Source organism: Agrobacterium sp. SORGH_AS 787 (assembly GCF_030819035.1).
In the GTDB taxonomy this organism is placed as follows: domain Bacteria; phylum Pseudomonadota; class Alphaproteobacteria; order Rhizobiales; family Rhizobiaceae; genus Agrobacterium; species Agrobacterium larrymoorei_B.
The window spans coordinates 1690721-1709624 of record NZ_JAUTBG010000002.1; the positions used below are offsets into that span (position 1 = coordinate 1690721).

The following is an 18904-nucleotide window of genomic DNA, read 5'->3' on the forward strand; positions in this document are numbered from 1 at the left end:
GGCAAGGGGTGAGGACAATGGCTGGACATTCCGCACACGACGACCATCACTCTCATGCTCGTGCCGCCCATGAGACCCATGGCGACGATCACGCACATCACGATCATACGCCGAGTTTCGCGCAGCGCTGGTTCTTCTCGACCAACCACAAGGATATCGGCACGCTCTATCTGATCTTCGCGATCATTGCGGGCATCATCGGCGGCGGCCTCTCGGTCGTCATGCGTATGGAACTGCAAGAGCCTGGCATCCAGATCTTCCACGGTCTGGCAACCATGGTCTATGGCTTCGAAGGTGACGCTGCCATCGACGGCGGCAAGCACATGTACAATGTGTTCACCACCGCGCATGCGCTGATCATGATCTTCTTCATGGTCATGCCGGCCATGATCGGCGGTTTCGCCAACTGGATGGTACCGATCATGATCGGCGCGCCGGACATGGCCTTTCCACGCCTCAACAACATCTCCTTCTGGCTGCTCGTGCCTGCCTTCATCCTGCTTCTTCTTTCGCTCTTCGTCGAAGGTCCGGCAGGTGCCTATGGTGTGGGTGGCGGCTGGACGATGTATCCACCGCTGTCAACGAGCGGTATGCCGGGGCCGGCGGTCGATCTGGCGATCTTCGCGCTCCACGTGGCCGGTGCATCCTCGATCCTCGGTGCGATCAACTTCATCACCACGATCCTCAATATGCGCGCGCCGGGCATGACGCTTCACAAGATGCCGCTCTTTGCCTGGTCCGTGCTCGTCACTGCCTTCCTTCTGCTTCTGTCGCTTCCGGTTCTGGCAGGCGGCATCACCATGCTTCTGACGGATCGTAACTTCGGCACCACCTTCTTCTCTCCTGAAGGCGGCGGTGACCCGATCCTCTACCAGCACCTGTTCTGGTTCTTCGGTCACCCGGAAGTGTATATTCTGATCCTGCCTGGCTTTGGCATCATCAGCCACATCGTATCGACCTTCTCGCTGAAGCCGATCTTCGGTTACCTCGGCATGGCCTATGCCATGGTCGCGATCGGTGCCGTCGGCTTCATCGTGTGGGCACACCACATGTACACCGTCGGCCTGTCGCTCGAAGCGCAGCGCTACTTCGTTTTCGCAACCATGGTGATTGCGGTGCCGACCGGCATCAAGATCTTCTCCTGGATAGCGACGATGTGGGGCGGTTCGCTGACCTTCACGACGCCGATGATCTGGGCGATCGGCTTCATCTTCCTCTTCACGGTGGGTGGTGTTACGGGCGTTCAGCTCGCCAATGCTGGCCTCGACCGTTCGCTTCACGACACCTACTACGTTGTGGCCCACTTCCACTACGTTCTGTCGCTCGGCGCCGTCTTTGCGATCTTTGCCGGCTGGTACTACTGGTTCCCGAAGATCACCGGCTACATGTACAATCAGAAGATCGGCAACCTGCACTTCTGGGTCATGTTTGTCGGCGTCAACCTCATCTTCTTCCCGCAGCACTTCCTCGGTCTGGCCGGCATGCCACGCCGTTACATCGATTATCCGGATGCCTATGCGGGCTGGAACATGGTATCGTCCTACGGTTCCTATATCTCGGCGGTTGCTGTCCTGATCTTCCTCTTCGGCGTATGGGAAGCCTTTGCCAAGAAGCGCATCGCTGGCGACAATCCTTGGGGTCCAGGTGCCACCACGCTGGAATGGCAGCTGTCGTCTCCGCCGCCTTACCACCAGTGGGAGCAGCTTCCGCGCATTCGCTGAGGCATTTTGTCCGAGCGTTTTGTCCGGCGTAACATGATAGATGTCAGTTTTACGCCGGACGAAATGAGATAAGGCGCCGCATTGCGATGGGGCGTCTTTCGGGAAAGCAGGAAATAATGACCGTTATTGACAATCGCGACACGCTGGCAATCGACTCCGCTTCGCTTTCGGAAGCTGGCGCGCGTGATTATTTTGAGCTCTTGAAGCCCCGTGTCATGTCGCTGGTGGTGTTCACGGCCTTTTCCGGGCTCATTCTGGCGCCGGGAGAGATCAATCCGATCCTCGCCCTGATCGCGATCCTCTGCATTGCCGTCGGGGCAGGGGCCTCCGGCGCTTTGAACATGTGGTACGATGCCGATATCGATGCGGTCATGTCCCGCACGGCCAAGCGCCCTATTCCGTCGGGCCGGGTCGCACCGGGCGAGGCGCTGGCCTTCGGACTGACACTGTCGGTGTTTTCGGTTGCCATTCTGGGTCTCGCGGTCAACTGGTTTGCGGCCGGTCTTCTCGCCTTTACCATCTTCTTCTATGCCGTCGTCTATACGATGTGGCTCAAGCGCTCGACGCCGCAAAACATCGTTATCGGTGGTGCATCAGGTGCCTTTCCGCCCATGATCGGCTGGGCCTGTGTGACCGGCAATGTCTCCCTCGACAGCACGATCCTGTTTCTGATCATCTTTCTCTGGACGCCTGCGCATTTCTGGGCCTTGGCGCTCTTCAAGATGCGCGACTACGGCTCTGTCGGCATTCCGATGATGCCGAACGTCGCCGGTGAACGCTCGACCAAGAATCAGATGATCGTCTATGCCGTACTGACCATGGCGGTCGCCGTGGCCCCCTATTTTTCCGGTCTCGCTGGATTGGGATATGGTATTTTCGCTGCGGTACTGAGCGTCATCTTCGTCTACTGTTCCATCTCCGTTCGGCGCATGCCGGATGGCGATGAAAAGATGATGCCGGCAAAGAAGATGTTCGCCTACTCGGTGTTCTACCTGTTTGCGATTTTCTCCGCGCTTTTGGCCGATCACCTCGTGCCGTCCTTTGTAACGATGTTTGGAGGTGCGGCGTGATCGAGACCGTCAAGCTCAACGAAGCGCAGAAGAGGTCGAGGCGCGGGCGCAACGTCGCACTCGGCCTAACACTCGCGGCTCTGGTGGTGCTGTTCTACATCATCACCATCATCAAGATCGGCGGTCATTGATCGCACGATATTCGGGAGGAGGGAGACATGGGAGCAGATCAAAAGACGACGGGAAATAGAAAGACGAGCAACGGCTCGATCCTTGTGCTTTGCCTCGTCTTCGTTTGCGGCATGGTCGGCATGGCCTATGCCTCTGTGCCTCTCTATCGCCTGTTCTGCCAGGTCACCGGCTATAACGGCACCACCCAGCGCGTCGAGCAATATTCCGATGTCGTTCTCGACAAGACGATGAAGGTGACCTTCGATTCCAATACCTCCAACGGGCTGAACTGGGACTTTCGTCCGGTAAACAAGATGGTCGAACCGAGGATCGGCGAGACGATTCAGGTGACCTTCAAGGCGACCAACCGTTCGCCGGTAGCAACCACAGGCACGGCGGTCTTCAACGTGACGCCGATGGAGGCTGGTGCCTATTTCAACAAGGTACAGTGTTTCTGCTTCACTGAGACGACGCTTCAGCCAGGAGAGACGCTGGAGATGCCGGTCGTGTTCTTCATTGATCCAGACATCGTCAAGGCCCGGGAAACGAAGAACATTCATACATTGACCTTGTCCTATACGTTTTATCCGTCAAAAGCGGAAAAACCGGTTGCGTCCTTACCGGCAAAGACTGAACGTGACGAAACGAGACTGTGAGAGGGAGGCGTGGTCGCAAGATCGCGCCATGGAATGAACCGGTCGCCTGATATCAACTCAGCGAGGCGGGTTCAGCGAGATAGGGAAGAGCCTTCGGGGATTGATCACATGGCAGATACGCAGCAGAAAAACCACGACTACCATATCATAAGCCCGAGCCCATGGCCGCTTCTGGCATCGATCGGCGCGTTCGTGCTGACCTTTGGCGGCATCTGCTACATGCGCTATTTGAATGGTGGCTCCTTCAAGCTGTTCGGGCTTGAGCTTGCCAATCCTTGGCTGTTCTATATCGGCCTCGTCATCGTTCTTTACACCATGTATGCGTGGTGGGCGGATACGATCAAGGAAGGTGATGAGGGGAACCACACACCGGTCGTGGCGCTGCATTTGCGCTATGGCATGATCATGTTCATCGCGTCGGAAGTCATGTTCTTCGTGGCATGGTTCTGGGCTTACTTTGATGCGAGCCTCTATCCTCATGAGGCCATTCAAGCGTCGCGTCTTGCCTATACGGGCGGTCAATGGCCGCCAAAGGGTATCGAGGTAATCGACCCCTGGCATCTGCCGCTCTACAACACGGTTATCCTGCTGCTGTCTGGCACCTGCGTCACCTGGGCGCATCACGCGCTGCTGCACAATGACCGCAAGGGCATGATTACCGGCTTGGCCTTGACCGTTGCGCTTGGCGTGCTTTTCTCTGCCGTGCAGTTCTACGAGTATGTCCACGCACCGTTCGATTTCAAGAATTCCATCTACGGCGCGACATTCTTCATGGCTACGGGCTTCCATGGTTTCCACGTCTTCGTTGGAACCATCTTTCTGCTGGTCTGCCTGTTCCGCGCCATCGCTGGCGGTTTCACGCCGAAGCATCATTTCGGCTTCGAAGCAGCGGCCTGGTACTGGCACTTCGTTGACGTCGTCTGGCTTTTCCTCTTCTTCGCCATTTACATCTGGGGTGGTTGGGGCGCGCCTCTGGCGGAGACTGGCCACTGACGAGGCTTGCAAAAGGCGGTGCGTTACCGCCCTGCGCCGGATGGCGAAGGGCAAGTGTCGCCTCATCCAGCGGCGGTATAAGCGCGGCGTATGGCCGCGCTTGTTGATCTGAAGAGGCCGGAGGAGCCATGAGAGAGACTACAGGCGAATTCCCTCCCGTCGATCCCATCAAAGTCGGTTTGCAAGGCTGCTGCCCGCGCTGTGGGCGAGGAAAGCTTTTCGATGGGTTTTTGAAATTGAAGCCACATTGCAGCGCCTGCGGGCTGGATTACGCTTTTGCAGATGCTGGCGATGGCCCGGCAGTCTTCGTCATGCTGATCGTCGGTTTCCTGATTATGGGTCTCGCGCTCTGGTTCGATTCCGTATTCGCTCCCCCCGTCTGGCTTCATGCGTTGATCTGGCTTCCTTTGACCGTGATCGTCTCGCTCGTTTTGCTGCGTAAGCTGAAGGGCATCATGGTGGCGCTGCAATATCGTAACAATGCCAGTGAAGGCAAAATCGATCATGGCTGATTCTGGCGCTCTCAAGCCATCCCACCGGCGCTTGTGGTTTGCCGGTCCGCTGGTGCTTCTCTTGCTGGTTATTCTTCTGTCGCTCGGAACGTGGCAGGTGAAGCGGCTTTACTGGAAGGAAGCCTTGCTGAGTGAGATTGAGCTTCGCGTTCACTCGGCGCCCGTCGAACTCGGTGAGATCGAGACGATCGCTGCCTCCGGCGGGGATATCGAGTATCGCACCGTTCGCCTTTCCGGCATTTTCGATCATGCCAAGGAGAGGCACTTCTTCGCTACCCACCAAGGGCAGACGGGTTATTATGTCTACACGCCGCTAAAACTGGATGATGGCCGAGAGATCTTCGTCAACCGTGGCTTTGTGCCTTACGAAATGAAAGAGCCCGCCAAGCGTGAGCAGGGTCAGGTTACCGGTCGTGTCACCATTGAAGGCCTGGCGCGGGCGCAGCTTGCATCCAAGCCGTCGATTATGCTGCCGGACAATGACGTGGGTAAGAATATCTTCTATTGGAAAGACATCCGCGCCATGGCGAAAAGCGCCGGCGTTCCGGCAGACACGCTCGTGCCGTTTTTCGTCGATGCCAATGCGGCGCCCAATCCAGGTGGCTGGCCGAAGGGTGGCGTAACGCTGATCGACCTGCCCAATAATCACCTGCAATATGCGATTACATGGTACGGTCTTGCCGCCGCCCTTGTCTTCGTGGCCGGTTTTGCCTATGTGCGGGACATGAAGGGTCCGAAGAAGTAGGGCAGTCGCGTGTTCGTCCAAGACCGTTGAAGTGGGACGTTGATGGGCGAATGCCTGCCGGTATCTCTGAAATGCGGGAGGCAAAAGGAGCAGGAATGAACATGGCCGTTTCCAAGCCGCCTCTTACCATTAGGCTCTGTGGCCCGCGCGGTTTCTGCGCCGGTGTCGATCGCGCGATCCAGATCGTGGTGCTGGCGCTGAAAGCCTATGGCGCACCCGTCTATGTGCGCCACGAGATCGTCCACAACCGTTACGTGGTCGAGGGGCTTGAGGCGAAAGGCGCGATCTTCGTCGAGGAACTGAACGAGATTCCTGCCGAGCATCGCCAGCAGCCGGTCGTTTTCTCCGCCCATGGCGTGCCGAAATCCGTGCCGGAAGACGCGCAGGCGCGAAACCTCTTCTATCTCGATGCCACATGCCCGCTCGTCTCCAAGGTGCACAAGCAGGCCATGCGCCACCAGCGGCTCGGTCGTCACGTCATCCTCATCGGCCATGCCGGCCATCCCGAAGTCATTGGCACCATGGGGCAATTGCCCGAAGGCACAGTATCACTGATCGAGACGGTGGAAGATGCAGCGCTTTATCAGCCGCTCGATGCCGAAAACCTCGGCTTTGTGACGCAGACGACGCTCTCCGTCGATGATACGGCGGGCGTCATTGCCAAGCTGCAGGAGCGGTTCCCGGCCATGCAGGCACCAGCGGCCGATAGCATCTGCTATGCCACCACCAACCGGCAGGATGCGGTGAAGCAGGCAGCTCCCGGCTGTGACCTCTTCATCGTCGTCGGTGCGCCGAACTCGTCCAATTCCAAGCGTCTGGTTGAAGTAGCCTTGCGCGCCGGCGCCAAGCGTTCCGTGCTGGTCCAGCGTGCCGGTGAGATCGACTGGAGCGACATCGGCGACGTTCGCACGGTTGGTCTTTCGGCGGGCGCCTCCGCGCCGGAAGTCATTGTCGACGAGATCATCCAGTCATTTAAAGAACGCTTCGACACGACGCTCGATCTTGCCGTAACGGTAGAAGAGACCGAGCATTTTCTGGTGAATCGGGAGCTTCGCAATATTGAACTCACCACGCAAGACATGGCATTCGTCAATGGCAGCGCGATCGATGCGCTTCCGCCAAAGGCCGTGCTGAACGGCTGATCCTTATCCATCCTCTTACAAGAGAATTCCATTGGCAGTTTACACGGACATCACCGAAGATGAGCTGAGACAGTTTCTCGGCCAATATGACGTCGGCGAATTGACCTCCTATAAGGGCATTGCCGAGGGTGTCGAAAACTCCAATTTCCTGCTGCACACGACGAAAGATCCACTCATCCTGACCCTCTACGAGAAGCGGGTGGAAAAGTCGGACCTGCCGTTTTTCCTCGGGCTGATGCAGCATCTGGCCGATAGAGGCCTATCCTGCCCGCTGCCTTTGCCGAGAAAAGACGGCGAGCTACTGGGCGAGTTATCTGGCCGTCCCGCTGCGCTGATTTCCTTCCTCGAAGGCATGTGGTTGAGGAAGCCGGAGGCGAAGCATTGCCGCGAAGTCGGCAAGGCACTGGCTGCGATGCATCTGGCGGGCGAAGGCTTCGAGATCAAGCGGCCAAACGCTCTTTCGCTGGAAGGCTGGAAAGTGCTGTGGGACAAGTCTGAGGCGCGCGCCGACGAAGTCGAAAGCGGGTTGAAGGAAGAGATCGATCCCGAAATCGCCTTCCTCGCGGCCCATTGGCCGAAGGATTTGCCGTCGGGCGTTATCCATGCCGATCTCTTTCAGGACAATGTCTTCTTCCTGGGTGATGAGCTTTCCGGCCTGATCGACTTCTATTTCGCCTGCAATGATCTTCTCGCTTATGACGTCTCGATCTGCCTCAATGCCTGGTGCTTCGAGAAGGATGGCTCCTATAACGTCACCAAGGGCAAAGCGCTGCTTGAAGGCTATCAGTCGGTCCGTCCGATGAGTGAAGCCGAACTGGATGCCATGCCGATCCTGGCGCGTGGATCCGCGCTACGCTTCTTCCTGACCCGCCTCTATGACTGGCTGACGACGCCGGCGGGCGCGCTGGTGGTCAAGAAGGATCCGCTCGAATATCTGCGCAAGCTGCGCTTCCACCGCTCCATCGGCAACGTGGCCGAATATGGTTTGGTGGAAGAATGAAGCACGTCGACATTTTCACCGATGGCGCCTGTTCTGGTAATCCCGGACCAGGCGGGTGGGGCGCCGTTCTTCGCTATGGCGAGGTCGAGAAGGAACTGAACGGTGGCGAGGCTGAGACCACCAACAACCGCATGGAACTGATGGCGGCCATTGAAGCGCTGAACGCACTGAAGGCTCCTTGCGAGGTCGATCTCTATACCGATAGCGCCTATGTCAAGGACGGCATCACCAAGTGGATTTTTGGCTGGAAGAAAAAGGGCTGGAAGACCGCCGACAATAAACCTGTCAAGAATGTCGAGCTCTGGCAGGCGCTGGAGACGGCGCGCGAGCGACACAAGGTCACGCTGCACTGGGTCAAGGGTCATGCCGGACATCCGGAAAACGAGCGCGCCGATGAATTGGCGCGAAAAGGCATGGAACCGTTCAAACGGCGGTCATGAAGCGATGGTGTAGTCTCGGACCGAGCTGCCCAGTCGAAGAGGAGAGGCACTTGACAATACTTCACTGCGTATTCCTGCGGTTTAAATCCGCAACCACCACCGCCGAAAAGCAGGCGATCTATGAAGCGATCACAGCGCTGAAAGATGTCATTCCCGGCATTTCCGACATCAAGTGCGGCCAGAACGTATCGTCGGAAGGCTTGAATGGTGGATTTCTGGATGGCTTCATCGTCACCTTCGAGAGCACCGAGGCGCGCGACGACTATCTCGTCCATCCGGAACACGTCGAGGTTGGCGAACGTCTGGCTGGCCTGACAGATGGCGGCCTGGCCGGCATCCTCGTTTTCGACATGGCTGTTTGACGACAAGCAGCTTCATGTCCGACATCTATGATGAATGGCCCTCATCACCCGGCTGGGTGAAGAGGGCCATTCAGTTTCAAATCAACTGGACTTGTTGATGGCGTCCGAGATCTTGTCGACGTTGTAGCGGAACATCTTCTCATAGGTCGGGGCAGGGCCCTTCGCCTTGGAGAGCGACTCGACATAAAGTTCGCCGCCGGGCGCAGCACCCGTCGCCTTTGCCACCTGCTTCACCAGTCGCGGGTCATTGGAATTTTCAAAGAAATAGGTTTTCACGTGCTCGGCCTTGATCTGCTCGATCAGCTTTGCCACGTCGCCGGCTGAGGCTTCCGTTTCCGTTGAGACACCGAGCGGCGACAGGAAGGTGACGTTATATTCGCGACCGAAGTAACCAAAGGCATCGTGGCTTGTGAGAATCTTGCGGCGATCCTGCGGGATGGGATCGAACTTCTGGTGCGCGTAACGATCCATGTCGTCAAGCTTCTGGATGTAGGCGGCGGCATTCGCCTTGAAGTCGTCCTTGTCCTCCGGATCGGCAGCGGCCAGCGTCGTCTCGATATTCTTCACCCACACCTTGACGTTGACCGGGCTGTTCCAGACATGCGGATCGGTGACGGTCTTGCCGTCCTCGTCCATTTCGCGCGTCTTGATGCCTTGGGATACATCGACAGGTGTTCTCTTGTAGCCCGACGCGGAGATAAGCCGGTCCATCCATCCTTCCAAACCAAGCCCGCTCACGAAGACGACGTCTGCAGCTTTCAGGCTTTTTGCATCCGCAGGTGAGGGTTCGAACTCATGGGGATCGCCATCCGGCTTCACCAGGCTGGTGACGGTTACGTGCTTTCCGCCCACCTGCTTCACCACATCGGCAAGCACGGTGAAGGAGGCGACGGCTTTCACCTCTCCAGCCGAGGCGGCATTGGAAAAGGCCATGGTGATGGGAAGCGCGGTCGAGAGAAGAAAGAAGCGTGGTGACATTGGCATTCTCCTAAAATTAGCCCTTCAGATGAGGGCGGGTGAAAAGGCGGGAACCAAGGCCTGCGGGCGCAATCAGAATGGAGAGCCCGTAGAGACAGGTGGCCGCGATGATGATGGTGGGGCCAGATGCCGTCTCGAAGTGATAGGAGGCGACGAGGCCGAGATAGCCGGAGGCCGCAGCACTGCCGCTGGCAATCGCCAGCATGGCGGGCAGGCTGCGTGCCCAAAGCTGGGCGATGGCCGCTGGCAGCATCATCAGGCCAACGGCCATCAGCGTTCCAAGCGCCTGGAAACTTGCGACCAGATTGATGACGACCAGCAGCAGGAATGCCACGTGATAGATCGGCCCTCGGCCGCCAACGGCGCGCAGGAAGCCCGGATCGAAACACTCGGTCACGAGTGGGCGATAGATGAAGGCCATCACCACCAGTGTCAGCGAAGTAATGGCGCCGATCTGATAAAGCGCCGGTGCGTCGATAGCCAGGATCGTGCCGAACAGCACATGCAGCAGATCGACATTCGAGCCGTGCAGCGAGACGATCAGAACGCCAAGCGCGAGCGACGCCAGATAGAAACTCGCAAAACTCGCATCTTCCTGAAGCGGCGTTACGCGGGTGACAATACCGGAAAGAAGTGCCACGGAGAGCCCCGCCACGAGGCCACCGAGCCCCATGGCCGTCAAGGACAGCGAGCCGGCCACCAGATAGCCGATCGCCGCGCCCGGCAAGATGGCGTGGCTAAGCGCATCGCCCATCAGGCTCATCCGCCGCAGGGCAAGCAGCACGCCGATGGGGCTTGCGCCGAGAGAGAGGCAAAGGCAGGCGACCAGCGCACGCCGCATGAAGCCGTAATCGTGAAACGGCGCAATGAAGAGATCGTAGGCCATCATGCCGCTGGCTCGCAAATGTCGCTATTCTCATCCCAGCGCTCCGCCATGGCGCGGGCGCGCAGGAGGTTGGCAGGCGACATCACATCGGCTGTTGCGCCCCAGCCGACGAGCTCGCGGGCGATCAACAATGTCTGGGGGAAATGCGCTCGCACCTGATCGAAGTCATGCAGCACGGCGATCACGGTGCGTCCCTCGCCATGCCAACGGGCAACGATGTCCAGCAGGTCGCGCGTTGTTCTGGCGTCGATGGCGGTAAAAGGCTCATCGAGCAGAATAACCTTGGCATCCTGCACCAGAAGCCGCGCAAAAAGCACACGCTGGAACTGTCCGGCCGACAGCGAGCCAATAGGCCGCTTCTCGAAACCCTCAAGACCGACGGCCGACAATGCGCGACCACCTGCGTTCAACTGCTCATTCGTGAGACGTCCAAATGCGCCCGCGGTCTTCCAGGCCCCGAGCAGCACGGTATCGAGCACAGAGATCGGAAAGCGCCGGTTGATATCCGCCGCTTGTGGAAGATAGCCGAAGTCTGTTCGCTTCAAGGAGTGGATGATCTGGCCTTCCGATGGCCGCAACTCTCCGATGATGGACTTGAGCAACGTGGATTTGCCGGCGCCATTGGGTCCGGCAATGGCCGTCAGGCTCCCGGCATGAAACGCACCAGACACATGATGGACTGCCGGATGCCGCTCATAGGCAACGGTCAGGTTTTCGATGCGAAGGATGGATGGCTCTGTCATGGAAGAATGACCGCCCAATAGATCGCTGCCCATAGAGGCAGGAGGAGCAGGAGAACCAGCAAAATACGGTGAGCTGCGGATTGGCGCAGCAGGGGAGGCAGGAAGGACAAACGCAGCATGGCGCGCTCACAAAAATGTTATACCGTTACCGTTATGGTGTAACAATTGAGGCGGAAGAATGGCGGGCCTCGTGAGGTTTCGTCAGGGCGCAGGATAGCCTGAAACGTGAAAGGCCCGACTGAATGCCGGGCCAGTTTTCGATGAGCTGTTTATCGAAAGATCAGAGCTGTTCGATCATCGTGGCGGCGGAGGAAACCGTAGCCTGGCCGGGATTGTCTTCGATGTTCAAGGACTTGACCACGCCATCTTCCACCAGCATGGAATAGCGCTTGGAGCGCACGCCGAGACCGCCAGCGGAAAGGTCTGCATCAAGGCCAAGCGCCTTGGTAAAGGATGCGTCCCAGTCTGCCAGGAAGTGGATCTTGCCCTGGCCGCCGCTGGACTGCGCCCATGCACCCATGACGTGCCAGTCATTGACGGCGACGACAGCGATATCGTCCACGCCGCGTGCAAGGATGGCGTCACGATTTTCCAGATAGCCGGGCAGATGGTTCAAAGAGCAGGTTGGCGTGAATGCGCCGGGAACGGCAAAGACGACAACCTTCTTGCCGCTGAAAAGCTCGTCGGTCGTGGTTTCGACAGGGCCGTCCGGGGTCTTTTCCTTGAATGTGGCGGAAGGCAGCTTGTCGCCGATCTTGATGGTCATAATATCGCTCCTGTGGCAATGACGGCGCGACTATAGAGCATGATCAAGAAAACTGTGAAGTCGTTTTCTCGGATATCCGAGATCCCTTACTGAGCGGGAAAATTCAGCGGTGCTTCCATGGCGCGCGCGCCGGATTTGACCAGAATATGCCAGCTCTGTCCTTTCGGATTATAGCTCTTGGGCAGACCCTTAATGTTCATGTAGAAGGAGAGCTTGCGCTTGTCGCGCACAAGGTTCTGCGGCTCGAAATAGGCATATCCCGATGGGCCGGCGACGTAGATATCGGCCTCCTTCGGCGCTCCCTCGGGCAAATACAACTCCACACCGAGCAGGGTCTTGTCCGGGGTGATGTGGAAGTTGACTACCTTGAAATCATCCGATGGTGCCTCTGGAAGATTTGCCCTGCTCGACTGGATGAAAGCGACCTCTTCTTCCGTGGCCTCTGCCTTCCTGTCGATGTCGAAGCTGGCTTCGAAAGGAATGCAGATGTTGAGGCAGACACCGATAAAGGCCGTCAGCTTGGCCGCGTCGGCTTCGTGCCCAGCACCAGATTGCAGTGTGATCGGGAAGTTCACAGGCTGGTCGTAGCCGATATCTGTGATGTCATCGTTCTTTATCAGCTTCGGCACGGGAAACGACATGGAGGACAGCGTCACACCACTTGCCGCGTCTGGCTTCAACTGCGGAGGAATGCCAGCTTCCCCCGGTTCACGCCAGTAAGTGATCCAGCCGGGCTTGAGATCGATCTGAAGCACCGCCTCGATTTTCCCGCTGCTATCGGGGGCCAAGCTGACGATGCGCATGCGCCCACCTTCGCTCGTTGCCCATTCGGTCGTATCGGCCTTGGCAGTGTCTCCAACGGCAAGCGTGGATAAAAGCGCGATAGAAGCGATGAGAAAAGTGCGAAGGGAGGAGAAGAACGAAAGGGTCATAGTCTTCGTCTACCGCAAGCGGCGCGAAGCGACCAGTTACGATTTCGTCTCATTCATCATTTTCGGTTGATTGATGGGGCCGGATGCCGCATCCTTATCAAAAGGTGAAACCAGACCGGCGTCGCTATGGGGCGCTGATGGGGAGGCGCTCTTGGCTTTTTCGACCCTCATGGACAAGAAGGAACGAGGCTTTCTGGATGGTCAGTTTCTGATCGCCATGCCGGGGCTCGCCAACAGCGCCTTCGAGCGCTCCGTCATTTACATCTGCGCGCATTCGCAGGCCGGGGCCATGGGGTTCATCATCAATCGCGGGCAGCAGATCACTTTCACCGACGTTTTGCTGCACCTCAAGATCATGGACAGCAACGATGCCATCATGCTGCCCAACCGCACGCGCGAGTTTCCCATTCAGTTTGGCGGGCCGGTGGAGACGGGTAGGGGCTTTGTGCTTCATTCCGATGATTACTCCAGCGAGTCCAGCATTCCAGTCAGCGACGACATCTCGCTGACCGCCACACTTGACATCCTGCGGGCCATTTCCAACGGCCGGATGCCACAGCGCGCAACCATGCTGCTCGGCTATGCCGGTTGGGCGCCAGGGCAACTCGAAAACGAAATCGCCAATAATGGTTGGCTGAATTGCCCCGCCTCGGAAGAATTGATCTTCGACCGGTCTCTGGATGACAAGTATGAGCGCGCCCTTGCTTTGATGGGCGTTGATCCGCGCATGCTTTCGGCCGAGGCAGGGCATGCCTGATCTTCGCTACGAAAGCGTAAGATCCAGAGGAACAAAACTATATTCATGACGTTTTCTCCCCGGTAGCCAGCACCGAGCCTGGCATAAACTAGGGAGAATGATCATGGGTAGCACATCCGACAAGATCGCTGGTAAGGCAAATGAAGTTGCTGGCAAGGTAAAGCAGAGCGTCGGTTCTGCCACTGGCAATGACCGTGTGCGCGCTGAAGGTGCTGCGCAGGAAACCAAGGGCAAGGTCCAGGTCGCTGCTGGCAAGGCCAAGGATGCCGTTAAAGACACCGTCGACAGAATGTAACAGGACCGCGACGTCTTCGAAATGAGACGGTCGCGACCTGAATGACCTTCAAAGGTCGCAGAGCGCATGTGTTGAAACTCGGCACATGCGCTCTTCGCTTGTGCAGTCAATTTCGCCAATCAGTCGTGATACCCGGAGATAGTGATGCAACTTTTCTCGTGCGCTGCCTGCGGACAGCCCGTTCACTTCGACAACCGCTCCTGTGTTCGATGCGGTCATCGTCTTGCCTTCGTACCGGAGACGCTTTCAATGGAAGCGTTGGATCCAGCAGGCGACCCCCTATGGACGCTGGTATCGAGGCCTGATCATCAGGTTCGCTTCTGCGCCAATGAAGTCAACGACATCTGCAACTGGGCAGTGCCATCTGACAGCGAAACGCCGTTCTGCCCCGCCTGCAACCATAACCGTCTTGTGCCGGATGCCTCCACCCAGGAAGGCATTGAACAATGGCGTCGTCTTAGCCAGGCCCAGCGGCATCTCTTCTACTCCATGCTGCGCTTGAATCTGCCCCATCCGAACCGCGATGCCGATCCGCAGGGCGGCCTGGTGTTCGACTTCCTGGTGGATGAGATCGCTCCAGACGGATCCGTGATCCCTGCCATGACGGGCCATGATGAGGGCCTTATTGCCATTCGCGCGGCTGAAGCGGATGATGTGACGCGTGAGCAGGTCCGCGCCAATATGAACGAGCCCTACCGGACCATGCTTGGTCATTTCCGCCACGAGGTCGGTCACTTTATCTGGAACAAGCTGGTCCGCGACGCTGGCCGCCTTGAGGCTTTCCGTGCCGCATTCGGCGACGAGCGCGAGGATTATGGCGAGGCACTGAAACGCAATTACGAAGAAGGACCGAAGCCCGGCTGGCAGGAGATCTACATCAGCTCCTACGCCTCGGTTCATCCTTGGGAGGACTTCGCCGAGTGCTTTGCCCACTATCTCCACATCGTCGACACGCTTGAAACGGCCCATGCCTTCGGCATTGCTATCGAGCCGGAAGGCCATGAGGAAATGGCGACGGAAGTGGCTTTCGATCCCTACCGTGCAAGAAGCGCGCAGCGACTGGTCAATGCATGGGTGCCGCTCAGCGTTGCGCTGAACTCCATGCAGCGTAGTATGGGTGAGGCAGATCTCTACCCCTTCGTTCTGGCGCCGGCTGTCGTCGAGAAGCTGCAATTCGTCCATGACTTGCTACATGGAAAAATTCCGGAGAACTCCGACTTCGGCGGACAAGAACAAGTCACAGACTATCAGGCCTCTCAGCCGCAAGCCGAGCAGCAGTCAGGCACGTTTGAAAACCTGAAAGCGCTCGCGTAGCAACCGAAGTGCTGCGTCCGGCGTGTCCGGCGTCCCAAACAAGAAGCTCTGCCCGTAATGACAATTCATGCGGGCGAGTTCCGCCGCATCCTCAGGCGTTTCGATGCCTTCCGCCACCACCTGCATTTCAAGCGCACGCGCCATGGCAATGATCGAGCGAAGCAGCACGTTTCGCTTGTCACTGGTGTTGGCAATCAGTGCCTTGTCGAGCTTGATCGTGTCGAAGGGGAAGCGCGTCAGATAGGCAAGTGACGAATAGCCGGTGCCGAAATCGTCGAGCGCGAGGCTCAGGCCTGTCTCCTTGAGCTTCGCCAGCACAAGTCGCGCCTGCTCTGGATTTTCCATGACGATCGATTCCGTCAGCTCCAGCTTCAGCTGCTGCGGATTGCAGCGTGTTCGCTGCAGCATGCTACGAACGTCATTGTAGAGTTCGTTATTCAGTAGTTGCGCGCTGGAGATGTTGACGGAGATGAAGATCGGCAGCTTGTCGATCGCATGCTGCCAATCCATCAAATCATTTGCCGCGCGCTCCAGCGCAAACATGCCAAGCGGTTCGATAAGGCCGGAGGCCTCCGCAATCGGAATGAATTCACTTGGCGGGATATTGCCGCGTTTCGGGTGCTCCCAGCGCATCAAGGCTTCAAAGCCGGCTAGATCGCCATTGTCGAGTTTAACAATCGGCTGGTAGGCGAGCGTAAGCTCCTTGCGTTCAAGCGCGCGGCGCAGGTCACTTTCCATCTGCAGACGGTCGGTCCCAGAAGTACGGAAAGCCGGCCGGAAGGGCTCCACGCGGTTGCCGCCGGCGCGCTTGGCGCGATACATAGCAAGTTCTGCGTCGCTCAGCAAACCTGCAGCACTTTCCTGCTGGTCGATCCAGGAGACGAGGCCGATCGAAGCCGTCAGAATGATCTCGCGATTGGCAAAATTGATCGGCACCATGATGGCCTTGTTCACCGCATCGGCAAAGTCGGCCACGCGCTGTGGGTCGCGTTCCGAGACGAGGATCAGCCCGAATTCGTCGCCGCCAAGCCGCGCCAGCGTATCCTGCGGTTTTAGAAGGCGGCGCAAGCGACGCGTCAACGCGATCAGAATGTTGTCGCCAGCGGCGATCCCAAGCGTGTCATTCACCAGCTTGTAGCGGTCGATGTCGATGGCCATCACTGTGGGGCGAACCGTATCGCCATCTAGCGCCAGGTTTAACATGGATTGCAGACGGTCGAGGAAGACCTGACGGTTCGGAAGGCCGGTCAGATTGTCGTTCAGCGCATCCTGCAACAGGCGTTCGACGGAATTCTTCTGCTCCGTGATGTCGGTGATGGTGCCGACGCAGCGGATGATTTCGCCGTTCGAACCGAGAACCGGACGCGCGCGGATCTGCAGCCAATGGAAGTGGCCGTCTTCGGCGCGAATGCGGAACTCATGGTTCAGCCGCCCTTTGCGATGATCCAGCAACACGTCGAGCGTCGCCTTGAACCGGTCGCGGTCGTCCGGGTGCAGGCGAGGCAGCCAGTTGCGCGCAGCGCCATGCATGGTGCCGGGATGCAGTCCGAGCTTGATCGATACGTCAGGTGTCGTGACGATGCGGTCACGCGTCACGTCCCAATCCCATACCGTATCGCCGCTGCCGGTCAGCGCCAGCGATTGGCGCTCGAGATCGGAGAAGAGGCCTTGCTGGTAAGCACTTCCGGCAAAAGCATGCTGAATGACGGTAAAGCCGATCAGAAGCACGATGAGAACGAGGCCGCCGCCAAGCGCCGGCTGTACGATGTCATTATCCAACTGGCCCGTCACCGTCAGCCAGCCACCGAAGAGCCAGACCAGGATCAGCGCCCAGGACGGCACGAGTAGAATGGCGCGGTCGTAGCGGTTGAAGCCGAGATAGATGATCAGCACGATACCGACGGTCGCGGTCAACGCGAAGGAAACGCGCGCGATCCCCGATGCAATCGATGGATCGTAGATCGCCACGCCGAAAAGCGCACCCAGTCCGATGATCCAGGCGAATGTCGCGTAACCCAGATGCGCGTGCCATCTGTTCAAATTCAGATAGGTGAACAGGAAGACCACGAAGCTGGAGGCGAGCGCCACTTCGGCGCCCGCCCTCCACATTCGCTCGTCGCTTGATGTTACGGTGATGAGCTTTTCAAGGAAGCCGAAATCCACGCAGATATAGGCGAGCACCGCCCAGGCGAGTGCCGCCGAAGCCGGCAGAACCGACGTGCCCTTGACGACGAAAAGAATGGTCAGAAGAACGGCGAGAAGACCGGCGATCCCCAGCACGATGCCGCGATAGAGCGTGAAGGCGTTGATCGTGTCCTTGTAGGCCTCCGGCTCCCAGAGATAGAGCTGCGGCAGCTGTGGGGTGGAAAGCTCTGCCACGAAAGTAATGACCGCGCCCGGGTTCAGCGTAATGCGGAAGACGTCGGCGTCGGGGCTTGGCTGACGGTCCAGCGCAAAGCCTTCGCTCGGGGTGATGGCGATGATGCGCTGCGAACCGAGATCTGGCCAGAAGAGCTTGGAATTGACCAAACGGAAGTGCGGCGCGACGATGACGCGCTCAAGCTGCTCTTCCGAGACGTTGGCAAGCGCAAAGACCGCCCAGTCGCCTTGGTGGGCGGGAGAGCTCGCGCGCACTTCGATGCGCCGGCGAATACCGTCCGGCCCCGGAGCGGTCGAAACTTGAAAGGCCTCGCCCTGGTTGGCGTAGATATCGGTGGTGGCGGTCAGATCGAGCGCATTGTCGTCGCGGGAAATCTTGACCGGCTCGAAGGCGAACGCCTGGCTGGAGAAAATGGCGCAGAAGAACAGCAGCGCTGTCGCACATGTTTTCGCCGGTAGGTGTTTCAACAGGGCGCGACACAAGGCTCATATATGTCATCAATCTCACTGAGTCCTGCCGGAACCGTGTTTATCGGCAATCAGCGAGAACATGACGTGGTCCCGCCACTCGCCGTTTATTTTCAAATATTCGCGCAAGAGGCCTTCCCGCTGAAAGCCGGCATTTTCGAGCAGCCGGATGCTTTTGAAGTTGTCTGGAATACAGGCTGCCTCAATACGGTGCAACTGAAGTCCATTGAAGATGTAGGGTATTACCAGTTTTAATGCGGCAGACATATGGCCGTGACGCGCATGGGCTTCACCCATCCAATATCCGATCATGCAGCTTTGTGCAGCACCCCTGCGGATGTAGCCGATGGTGATGCCACCGATCAGCGTTCCGTCCGCAAGAAAGAGCAGAAGCGACACGGCTGTGCCGGATGAAAATTCCTGGTTGTTGCGGGTGACGCGTACGCGAAACGAACTCTCTGTCAGTTCGTCGCTTCGCCAGGTCGGCTCCCATGGCTGAAGAAAGCCGCGGCTTTCCGAGCGCAGCTTGTGCCACTGGCGGTAGTCGGAATAACGCGGCAGTCTCAGCAGATAGTTTGCGTTGCGAAGTTCCGGCGTATCACTGTTGCGGGAGAGAAAGCGCAGCATCTAGTCA

21 protein-coding genes are annotated in these 18904 nt (G+C 58.1%); 14 read left to right on the forward strand and 7 right to left on the reverse strand.

The window, feature by feature from the left end:
* Nucleotides 1-17 precede the first annotated feature (17 nt).
* The 11 genes from ctaD (at nt 18) to QE435_RS17395 (ending at nt 8752) form a co-directional block, all read left to right on the forward strand.
* Complete coding sequence (gene ctaD, locus QE435_RS17345) at nt 18-1721, forward strand: cytochrome c oxidase subunit I (RefSeq protein WP_306931437.1); 1704 nt, start codon at nt 18-20, stop codon at nt 1719-1721.
* A 116-nt stretch (nt 1722-1837) separates the two neighbouring features.
* Entirely contained in the window at nt 1838-2791 is a 954-nt protein-coding gene (locus QE435_RS17350; protein WP_349042128.1) for a heme o synthase, read from the forward strand.
* On the forward strand, nt 2788-2922 hold the full coding sequence (locus QE435_RS17355) for a hypothetical protein (RefSeq protein WP_306934962.1): 135 nt from the start codon (nt 2788-2790) through the stop codon (nt 2920-2922). The genes QE435_RS17350 and QE435_RS17355 overlap by 4 nt, the downstream gene beginning before the upstream one ends.
* Before the next feature lie 27 nt (nt 2923-2949).
* Nucleotides 2950-3558 (forward strand): cytochrome c oxidase assembly protein, encoded by a 609-nt coding sequence (locus tag QE435_RS17360; RefSeq protein WP_306931441.1) that lies wholly within the window; start codon nt 2950-2952, stop codon nt 3556-3558.
* Between the two features lie 108 nt (nt 3559-3666).
* Nucleotides 3667-4551, forward strand: a complete 885-nt coding sequence (locus tag QE435_RS17365) for a cytochrome c oxidase subunit 3 (RefSeq protein WP_349042129.1) — start codon at nt 3667-3669, stop codon at nt 4549-4551.
* Nucleotides 4552-4679: 128 nt separating this feature from the next.
* The gene (locus QE435_RS17370) at nt 4680-5063 is read left to right on the forward strand and encodes a DUF983 domain-containing protein (RefSeq protein WP_306931445.1); all 384 of its coding nucleotides are present in this window, start codon (nt 4680-4682) and stop codon (nt 5061-5063) included.
* Nucleotides 5032-5808, forward strand: coding sequence for an SURF1 family protein (locus QE435_RS17375; RefSeq protein WP_349042130.1), 777 nt, complete (start codon nt 5032-5034; stop codon nt 5806-5808). The genes QE435_RS17370 and QE435_RS17375 overlap by 32 nt, the downstream gene beginning before the upstream one ends.
* Before the next feature lie 95 nt (nt 5809-5903).
* Entirely contained in the window at nt 5904-6950 is a 1047-nt protein-coding gene (ispH, locus tag QE435_RS17380) for a 4-hydroxy-3-methylbut-2-enyl diphosphate reductase (protein WP_306931448.1), read from the forward strand.
* Between the two features lie 31 nt (nt 6951-6981).
* Nucleotides 6982-7950: a homoserine kinase gene (locus QE435_RS17385; protein WP_349042131.1), complete on the forward strand. Its 969-nt coding sequence runs from the start codon at nt 6982-6984 to the stop codon at nt 7948-7950.
* A complete protein-coding gene (rnhA, locus tag QE435_RS17390; RefSeq protein WP_306931452.1) occupies nt 7947-8390 on the forward strand; it encodes a ribonuclease HI in 444 nt (147 codons plus the stop codon). Before QE435_RS17385 ends, rnhA begins: the two co-directional genes overlap by 4 nt.
* 56 nt (nt 8391-8446) lie before the next feature.
* Nucleotides 8447-8752, forward strand: coding sequence for a Dabb family protein (locus tag QE435_RS17395; protein WP_306934778.1), 306 nt, complete (start codon nt 8447-8449; stop codon nt 8750-8752).
* An 81-nt stretch (nt 8753-8833) separates the two neighbouring features.
* On the opposite strand, the gene QE435_RS17400 is transcribed toward QE435_RS17395, so the two are convergent.
* The 5 genes from QE435_RS17400 to QE435_RS17420 form a co-directional block, all read right to left on the reverse strand.
* Nucleotides 8834-9730 (reverse strand): metal ABC transporter substrate-binding protein, encoded by an 897-nt coding sequence (locus tag QE435_RS17400; RefSeq protein ID WP_349042132.1) that lies wholly within the window; start codon nt 9728-9730, stop codon nt 8834-8836.
* 16 nt (nt 9731-9746) lie between these two features.
* Nucleotides 9747-10619 carry a metal ABC transporter permease gene (locus tag QE435_RS17405; RefSeq protein WP_349042133.1) on the reverse strand — a complete coding sequence of 291 codons (873 nt, stop codon included), beginning with the start codon at nt 10617-10619 and terminating at the stop codon, nt 9747-9749.
* Nucleotides 10616-11359, reverse strand: a complete 744-nt coding sequence (locus tag QE435_RS17410; RefSeq protein ID WP_349042134.1) for a metal ABC transporter ATP-binding protein — start codon at nt 11357-11359, stop codon at nt 10616-10618. Before QE435_RS17410 ends, QE435_RS17405 begins: the two co-directional genes overlap by 4 nt.
* Before the next feature lie 280 nt (nt 11360-11639).
* Nucleotides 11640-12125, reverse strand: a complete 486-nt coding sequence (locus tag QE435_RS17415) for a peroxiredoxin (RefSeq protein WP_306931460.1) — start codon at nt 12123-12125, stop codon at nt 11640-11642.
* 86 nt (nt 12126-12211) lie between these two features.
* Nucleotides 12212-13057, reverse strand: a complete 846-nt coding sequence (locus QE435_RS17420) for a protein-disulfide reductase DsbD domain-containing protein (protein ID WP_349042135.1) — start codon at nt 13055-13057, stop codon at nt 12212-12214.
* Between the two features lie 151 nt (nt 13058-13208).
* Between QE435_RS17420 and QE435_RS17425 the strand changes: the two genes are divergently transcribed.
* The 3 genes from QE435_RS17425 to QE435_RS17435 all read left to right on the forward strand — a co-directional run bounded on the left by QE435_RS17425 (nt 13209) and on the right by QE435_RS17435 (nt 15423).
* Nucleotides 13209-13814 (forward strand): YqgE/AlgH family protein, encoded by a 606-nt coding sequence (locus tag QE435_RS17425; protein WP_349042136.1) that lies wholly within the window; start codon nt 13209-13211, stop codon nt 13812-13814.
* A 103-nt stretch (nt 13815-13917) separates the two neighbouring features.
* On the forward strand, nt 13918-14109 hold the full coding sequence (locus QE435_RS17430; RefSeq protein WP_309772612.1) for a CsbD family protein: 192 nt from the start codon (nt 13918-13920) through the stop codon (nt 14107-14109).
* 144 nt (nt 14110-14253) lie between these two features.
* The gene (locus tag QE435_RS17435; RefSeq protein WP_349042137.1) at nt 14254-15423 is read left to right on the forward strand and encodes a putative zinc-binding metallopeptidase; all 1170 of its coding nucleotides are present in this window, start codon (nt 14254-14256) and stop codon (nt 15421-15423) included.
* On the opposite strand, the gene QE435_RS17440 is transcribed toward QE435_RS17435, so the two are convergent.
* Nucleotides 15388-18234 (reverse strand): EAL domain-containing protein, encoded by a 2847-nt coding sequence (locus tag QE435_RS17440; protein ID WP_349042893.1) that lies wholly within the window; start codon nt 18232-18234, stop codon nt 15388-15390. The two genes, QE435_RS17435 and QE435_RS17440, sit on opposite strands and share 36 nt — an antisense overlap.
* A gap of 72 nt (nt 18235-18306) precedes the next feature.
* The gene (locus QE435_RS17445) at nt 18307-18897 is read right to left on the reverse strand and encodes a GNAT family protein (protein ID WP_306931470.1); all 591 of its coding nucleotides are present in this window, start codon (nt 18895-18897) and stop codon (nt 18307-18309) included.
* Nucleotides 18898-18904: the final 7 nt, after the last annotated feature.